The sequence below is a fragment of the Streptomyces sp. NPDC054840 genome (assembly GCF_053611065.1).
In genome coordinates this window covers 1-5,537 of the sequence record NZ_JBSGZP010000503.1, presented here as the reverse complement: position 1 = coordinate 5,537, position 5,537 = coordinate 1, and the positions used below count along the sequence as shown (strand labels likewise).

At 71.0% G+C, this 5,537-nt stretch carries 5 protein-coding genes; 3 read left to right on the top strand and 2 right to left on the bottom strand.

All coding sequences use genetic code 11. The features are described from left to right. The first annotated feature begins 3 nt into the window (after window positions 1–3). Together aceE and ACWGIU_RS28010 are read left to right on the top strand one after the other, a co-directional pair. Window positions 4–2,688: a pyruvate dehydrogenase (acetyl-transferring), homodimeric type gene (aceE, locus tag ACWGIU_RS28015; RefSeq protein ID WP_453710338.1), complete on the top strand. Its 2,685-nt coding sequence runs from the start codon at window positions 4–6 to the stop codon at window positions 2,686–2,688. Window positions 2,689–2,810: 122 nt separating this feature from the next. Then, complete coding sequence (locus ACWGIU_RS28010) at window positions 2,811–3,329, top strand: DUF4240 domain-containing protein (RefSeq protein ID WP_453710336.1); 519 nt, start codon at window positions 2,811–2,813, stop codon at window positions 3,327–3,329. Here ACWGIU_RS28010 and ACWGIU_RS28005 read toward each other — a convergent pair whose 3' ends face one another. Then, window positions 3,330–4,100, bottom strand: coding sequence for an SDR family NAD(P)-dependent oxidoreductase (locus tag ACWGIU_RS28005; protein WP_453710334.1), 771 nt, complete (start codon window positions 4,098–4,100; stop codon window positions 3,330–3,332). A gap of 86 nt (window positions 4,101–4,186) precedes the next feature. On the opposite strand from ACWGIU_RS28005, the gene ACWGIU_RS28000 reads away from it, so the two are divergent. Continuing rightward, window positions 4,187–4,843 (top strand): TetR/AcrR family transcriptional regulator, encoded by a 657-nt coding sequence (locus tag ACWGIU_RS28000; RefSeq protein ID WP_453710332.1) that lies wholly within the window; start codon window positions 4,187–4,189, stop codon window positions 4,841–4,843. 62 nt (window positions 4,844–4,905) lie between these two features. Here ACWGIU_RS28000 and ACWGIU_RS27995 read toward each other — a convergent pair whose 3' ends face one another. Beyond that, window positions 4,906–5,427 (bottom strand): hypothetical protein, encoded by a 522-nt coding sequence (locus ACWGIU_RS27995; protein WP_453710330.1) that lies wholly within the window; start codon window positions 5,425–5,427, stop codon window positions 4,906–4,908. Between the last annotated feature and the right edge of the window lie 110 nt (window positions 5,428–5,537).

The following is a 5,537-nucleotide window of genomic DNA, read 5'->3' as shown; positions in this document are numbered from 1 at the left end:
GCAATGTCCGACCCCGTAGGAAAGCTTCCGAGCGAGCTCGACCAGCTCCCGGACCGCGACACCGAGGAGACCGCCGAATGGGCGGCCTCCCTCGACGCCGTCGCACAGGCCGCCGGTACGCGCCGCGCCGAATACCTGCTCCGCCGCACGCTCCAGCACGCCGAGGCCGCCGGCCTTGCCCTGCCGAAGCTGCTGGAGACGGACTACGTCAACACCATCCCGACCGCCGCGGAGCCCGAGTTCCCCGGTGACGAGGAGATGGAAGCCAGGATCACCGCATGGAACCGCTGGAACGCGGCCGCCATGGTGACCCGCGGCTCGAAGTACGGCGTCGGCGGCCACATCGCCACCTTCGCCTCCGCCGCGTGGCTCTACGAGACCGGCTTCCAGCACTTCTTCCGCGGGAAGGAGGCCGACGGATCGGGCGACCAGCTCTACATCCAGGGCCACGCCTCCCCCGGCATCTACGCCCGCGCCTTCCTCGACGGCCGGATCTCCGAGCAGCAGCTCGACAACTTCCGCCAGGAGTCCGGCGGCAACGGCCTGCCGTCCTACCCGCACCCGCGGCGCCTGCCGTGGCTGTGGGAATTCCCCACGGTGTCCATGGGCCTCGGCCCGCTCTCCGCGATCTACCAGGCGCGCTTCAACCGCTACCTGCAGAACCGCAGCATCAAGGACACCGCGGGCTCGCACGTCTGGGCCTTCTTGGGCGACGGCGAGATGGACGAGCCCGAGTCGACCGCCGCCCTGGCCCTGGCCTCCCGCGAGCAGCTCGACAACCTGACCTTCGTCATCAACTGCAACCTGCAGCGCCTCGACGGTCCGGTCCGCGCCAACTTCCGCGTGGTCCAGGAGCTGGAGGCCCAGTTCCGCGGCGCCGGCTGGAACGTCATCAAGTCGCTGTGGGGTTCCGCCTGGGACGAGCTGTTCCAGCTCGACACCGCGGGCGCCCTCGTACGCCGCCTGCGCGAGGTACCGGACGCGCAGTTCCAGACGTACGCGACCCGCGACGTGGCCTACATCCGCCAGCACTTCTTCGGCGCGAACGCCGAGCTCGTCGCCCTGGGCGGCCTGCTCTCCGACGCGAAGATCGCCGAGTGCTTCCACAGCTCGCGCGGCGGCCACGAGCCCCGCAAGGTCTACGCCGCGTACAAGGCCGCCCTGGAGCACAAGGGTGCGCCGACGGTCATCCTCGCGCAGACCGTCAAGGGCTACACGCTGGGTGCCGGGTTCGAGTCGAAGAACGCGAACCACCAGATGAAGAAGCTGACGATCGACGAGTTCAAGGACATGCGTGACCTCCTCGGCCTCCCGATCCCGGACAGTGCCTTCGCCGACGGCAAGGTCCCGTACGGCCACCCGGGCGCGGACAGCCCCGAGGTCCGGTACCTGAACGAGCGCCGTGCTGCGCTCGGCGGTCCGGCCCCGGCCCGCAAGGTCGAGCACGTGGCCCTGCCCGCCCCGGCCGACCGTTCCTTCGCCCCGCTGCTCAAGGGCTCCGGCAAGCAGGAGATGGCCACCACCATGGCCTTCGTCCGGCTCGTCAAGGACCTGATGCGGGACAAGGAGACCGGCAAGCGCTGGGTGCCGATCGTCCCCGACGAGGCCCGTACCTTCGGTATGGAGTCCCTCTTCCCGTCGGCCGGCATCTACTCGCCGCTTGGCCAGACGTACGAGCCGGTCGACCGCGACCAGCTCATGTACTACAAGGAAGCCAAGGACGGCCAGATCCTCAACGAGGGGATCACCGAGGCCGGCGCCATGGCCGACTTCATCGCCGCCTGCACGTCGTACGCGACGCACGGCGAGCCGATGATCCCGTTCTACATCTTCTACTCGATGTTCGGCTGGCAGCGCACCGCCGACCAGATGTGGCAGCTCGCCGACCAGCTCGGCAAGGGCTTCATCGTCGGCGCCACCGCCGGTCGTACGACCCTGACCGGTGAGGGCCTGCAGCACGCGGACGGCCACTCGCACCTGATCGCGTCCACGAACCCGGCGTCGCTGAACTACGACCCGGCGTTCGCGTACGAGATCGCGGTGATCGTCAAGGACGGTCTGCGCCGGATGTACGGCGAGACGCCGGAAGACGTCTTCTACTACCTCACGGTCTACAACGAGCCGAAGGTGCAGCCCGCCATGCCGGAGGGCGTGGAAGAGGGCATCCTGCGCGGCCTCTACCGCTTCAACACGGCCGCGGACCTGGCGGAGGCGGCCCCGGCCGCCGACGCCCCCAAGGTCCAGCTGATGGCCTCGGGTACGGCGATCCACTGGATCCTGGAGGCGCAGAAGCTCCTCGCCGCCGAGTGGAACGTGGCCGCCGACGTCTGGTCCGCCACCTCCTGGGGCGAGCTGCGGCGCGACGCGCTGGAGTGCGACGAGGCGCTGCTGCGCGGCGAGGTGCGCACCCCGTACGTCACCCGCGCGCTGGAGGGTGTCACCAGTCCGGTGCTCGCCGTCTCCGACTGGATGCGTCAGGTCCCGGACCAGATCAGCCAGTGGGTGGAGCAGGACTACAGCTCGCTCGGTACGGACGGCTTCGGTCTGTCCGACACCCGTGAGGGCGCCCGCCGCCACTTCGGTGTCGACGCCCAGTCGATCGTGGTGGCCGCGCTGGCTCAGCTCGCCCGCCGCGGCGAGGTGCCGGCGTCCGCCGTCAAGGAGGCCCGCGAGCGCTACGGCCTGTAAGGCCTCACGCCCGCGCACAGCACGCGAAGGCCGGTGCCCACCCCGCCAAGGGGGTCGGACACCGGCCTTTCGCGGCATGCGCGGTGGCGGCGAGGAGGTCGACCCGTGATGCTGGAGCGGTGATGGACGAGACGGAGTTCTGGGAGATCGTCGACCGTACCCGCGAGGCCGCCGACGGCGACCCCGAGGAACATGCCGAGCTGCTCGTGGAGCGGCTCGCACAGCTCGACCCGGACTCCGTCCTCGACTTCGCCCGGCACTTCGAGTCCCGGTACAACCGGGCGTACACGTGGGACCTGTGGGGCGCGGCCTGGGTGCTGCTCGACGGGGCGAGCGACGACGCCTTCGACTACTTCCGCTGCTGGCTGATCGGCCAGGGGCGGGAGGTGTTCGAGGGCGGGGTGCACGATCCCGACCAGCTGGCGGAGCTCCTGGGCGACTTCGACGAGGAGATCGACGGGGACGGCGAGGAGCTGGGGTACGCGGCCGACGAGGCGTACGAGCAGCTGACCGGGGCGGTCGCGCCGGATCTGGGCGTCCCGCTGCAGGCGGCCGAGCCGGAGGGCACCCCGCTGGACTTCGAGAACGAAGCCGTGCTCGCGGAGCGCTTCCCCCGGCTGTGGGAACGGTTCCGCGGCTGATCAGTGGTGCGTGCCGCCGTCGATGCGGATCTCCGTACCGGTGATGAACGCGCCGTCCTCGGAGCCGAGCATGGCGACGACGCCGGCGACGGTCTGCGGGCCGGCGAAGCCCTGGCCGAGAGCCGGGGCCAGCTTGGCGAAGAGGGACCAGTCGGTGTCCTCCGGCAGGCCGGGGCCGTTGCCGGTGGTCATCCCGCTCTCGATCGAGCCGGGCGCGACACTGACGAAGCGCAGGCCCTGCTTGCTGTACTCGGCGGCCAGCGCGTGGGTCATGGACTGGATGCCGCCCTTGCTGGCCGCGTAGGCGGACATGTAGGGGTGGGCGAAGGACGCCGAGGTCGAGCTGAAGTTCACGACGGCCGGCCGGTCGCCCGCGAGCAGCGCCGGGAGGCACTCGCGGATCATCAGGAAGGTGCCGGTCAGGTTGACCCCGATGACCTGGTTCCAGAGGTCGAGGGTGGTCCGGTGGGTGTGCCCGGAGCGCAGGATGCCGGCGGCGTTGACGAGTACGTCGATCCCGCCGAGGGCGCCGACCGCGGCGGCCACGCCCTCCTTGACGGCGTTCTCCTCGGATATGTCGAGGAGCGCGGTGGTGAGCCGGTCGGCGTGGCCGTCGGCGGCGGCCCGGTCGGCGGTGGCCTTCAGCCCGGCCACGTCGATGTCCACGGTGTGGACCCGGCCGCCCTCGGCGAGGATGCGGTGGACGGTGGCCCGGCCGATGCCGGAGCCACCGCCGGTGATGAGGACACGACGTCCTTCGTAACGGTTCATGGCGCGAGCGTACCCAAGTGATGGCACGCTTTGCCATGTCGACAAGGAATGTCATCAGTGTGCGGGGCGAGGGGTACGCTTCTGCCGTGAGATCCCCTCGCCCGTACTCACCCCAGGCCGGCCCCGGAGCCCTGTCGCTGACCGAGCGCCGCAAGGCCGCCACCCAGCTCGACATCGCCCGCGCGGCCTGCGAACTGTTCGCCGAACACGGCCCCGACGGCACCACCGCCGAGGACATCGCCTCCCGGGCGGGGGTGGCCCTGCGCACGTTCTACCGCTACTTCCGCAACAAGCAGGAGGCGGTGGCCCCCCTGCTGGCGGGCGGAGGTGACGCCTGGCGCGCCCTGCTCTCCGAGGAGGACCCCGGCACGCCGCTGGGCGAGGCGCTGGAACGCGCGGTCACCCGCTCACTGAGCGGACAGCAGGCGGTCGAGGAGGGGCTGGAGGTGACCCGCGGCCTGCTGCGCGCGGCGGCGCACGACCAAGCCCTGCGCGCGGTCTGGTACCGCGTGAACCAGGACTCCGAGGAGCACCTGGTCCCGGTGATCTCCCGGCTGGTGGGCCCGGAGGGCGACCCGCTGGAGGTACGTCTGCTCGCGGCGGCGGCCACGGACGCGATCCGCGTCTCGCTGGAGCTGTGGTCGACGACGGACGCCCCGGTCTCGGGGCCCGGCTCCCCGGCGGAACTCGCGGTCCGCTGCCTGCGGGACCTCACCGGAGCGATGCCCCTGCTCCTCCGCTAGGGAGGGACAGGGGCACCGCATCGCATGGGTCGGGCTCGCGGCCCTACGCGTCCTGGTGGGGCTCAGCGGCCACCCCAGCCGCCGCCACCGCCACCGCCGCCCCCTCCGCCGCCACCCCAGTTGCCGCCGTTGCCGCCGTCGCCGCCGTCGCCGCCGTTACCGCCACGACCGTTGCCCCAGTCGCCGCCGTTACCGCCACGACCGTTGCCCCAGTCGCCGCCGTCGCCGCCGTTACCGCCACGGCCGTTGGCCCAGTCGTGGTTACCCCAGTCACCGTTGCCACCGCGGCCGGAGTCGTTCCAGTTCGACCAGTCACGCCAGTTGTTGTCGCGCCGGTTGTCGTTGTATCCGCCGACGCCGCCCTGGTCCCAGCACCAGCTCGGACGGTTGCGCCAGTCGTGGTTGCAGCAGACGTCCCACCGGGCGTCGGAGCGGTGCGAGGGGTACCGCCAGCAGTTGTAGCCGCCGTCCCCGCCGCCGCCACTTCCGGCGACGACCGAAGCCGAGGCGCTGGCGACCGGCAGCAGACCTATCGCGATTCCCGCGGCGCCCGCCATGGCTGCCGCAACGATCTTACGGCGCATTCTCATGCACCTCCGCACATGTCTCGCTTATCAGGCTTTTAGGTCAATTCCACCCTCACTCGCCCGTGCGGCCCTGTCAAAACGGAAAGGCCCCCCGCCGCTCTCCGAAG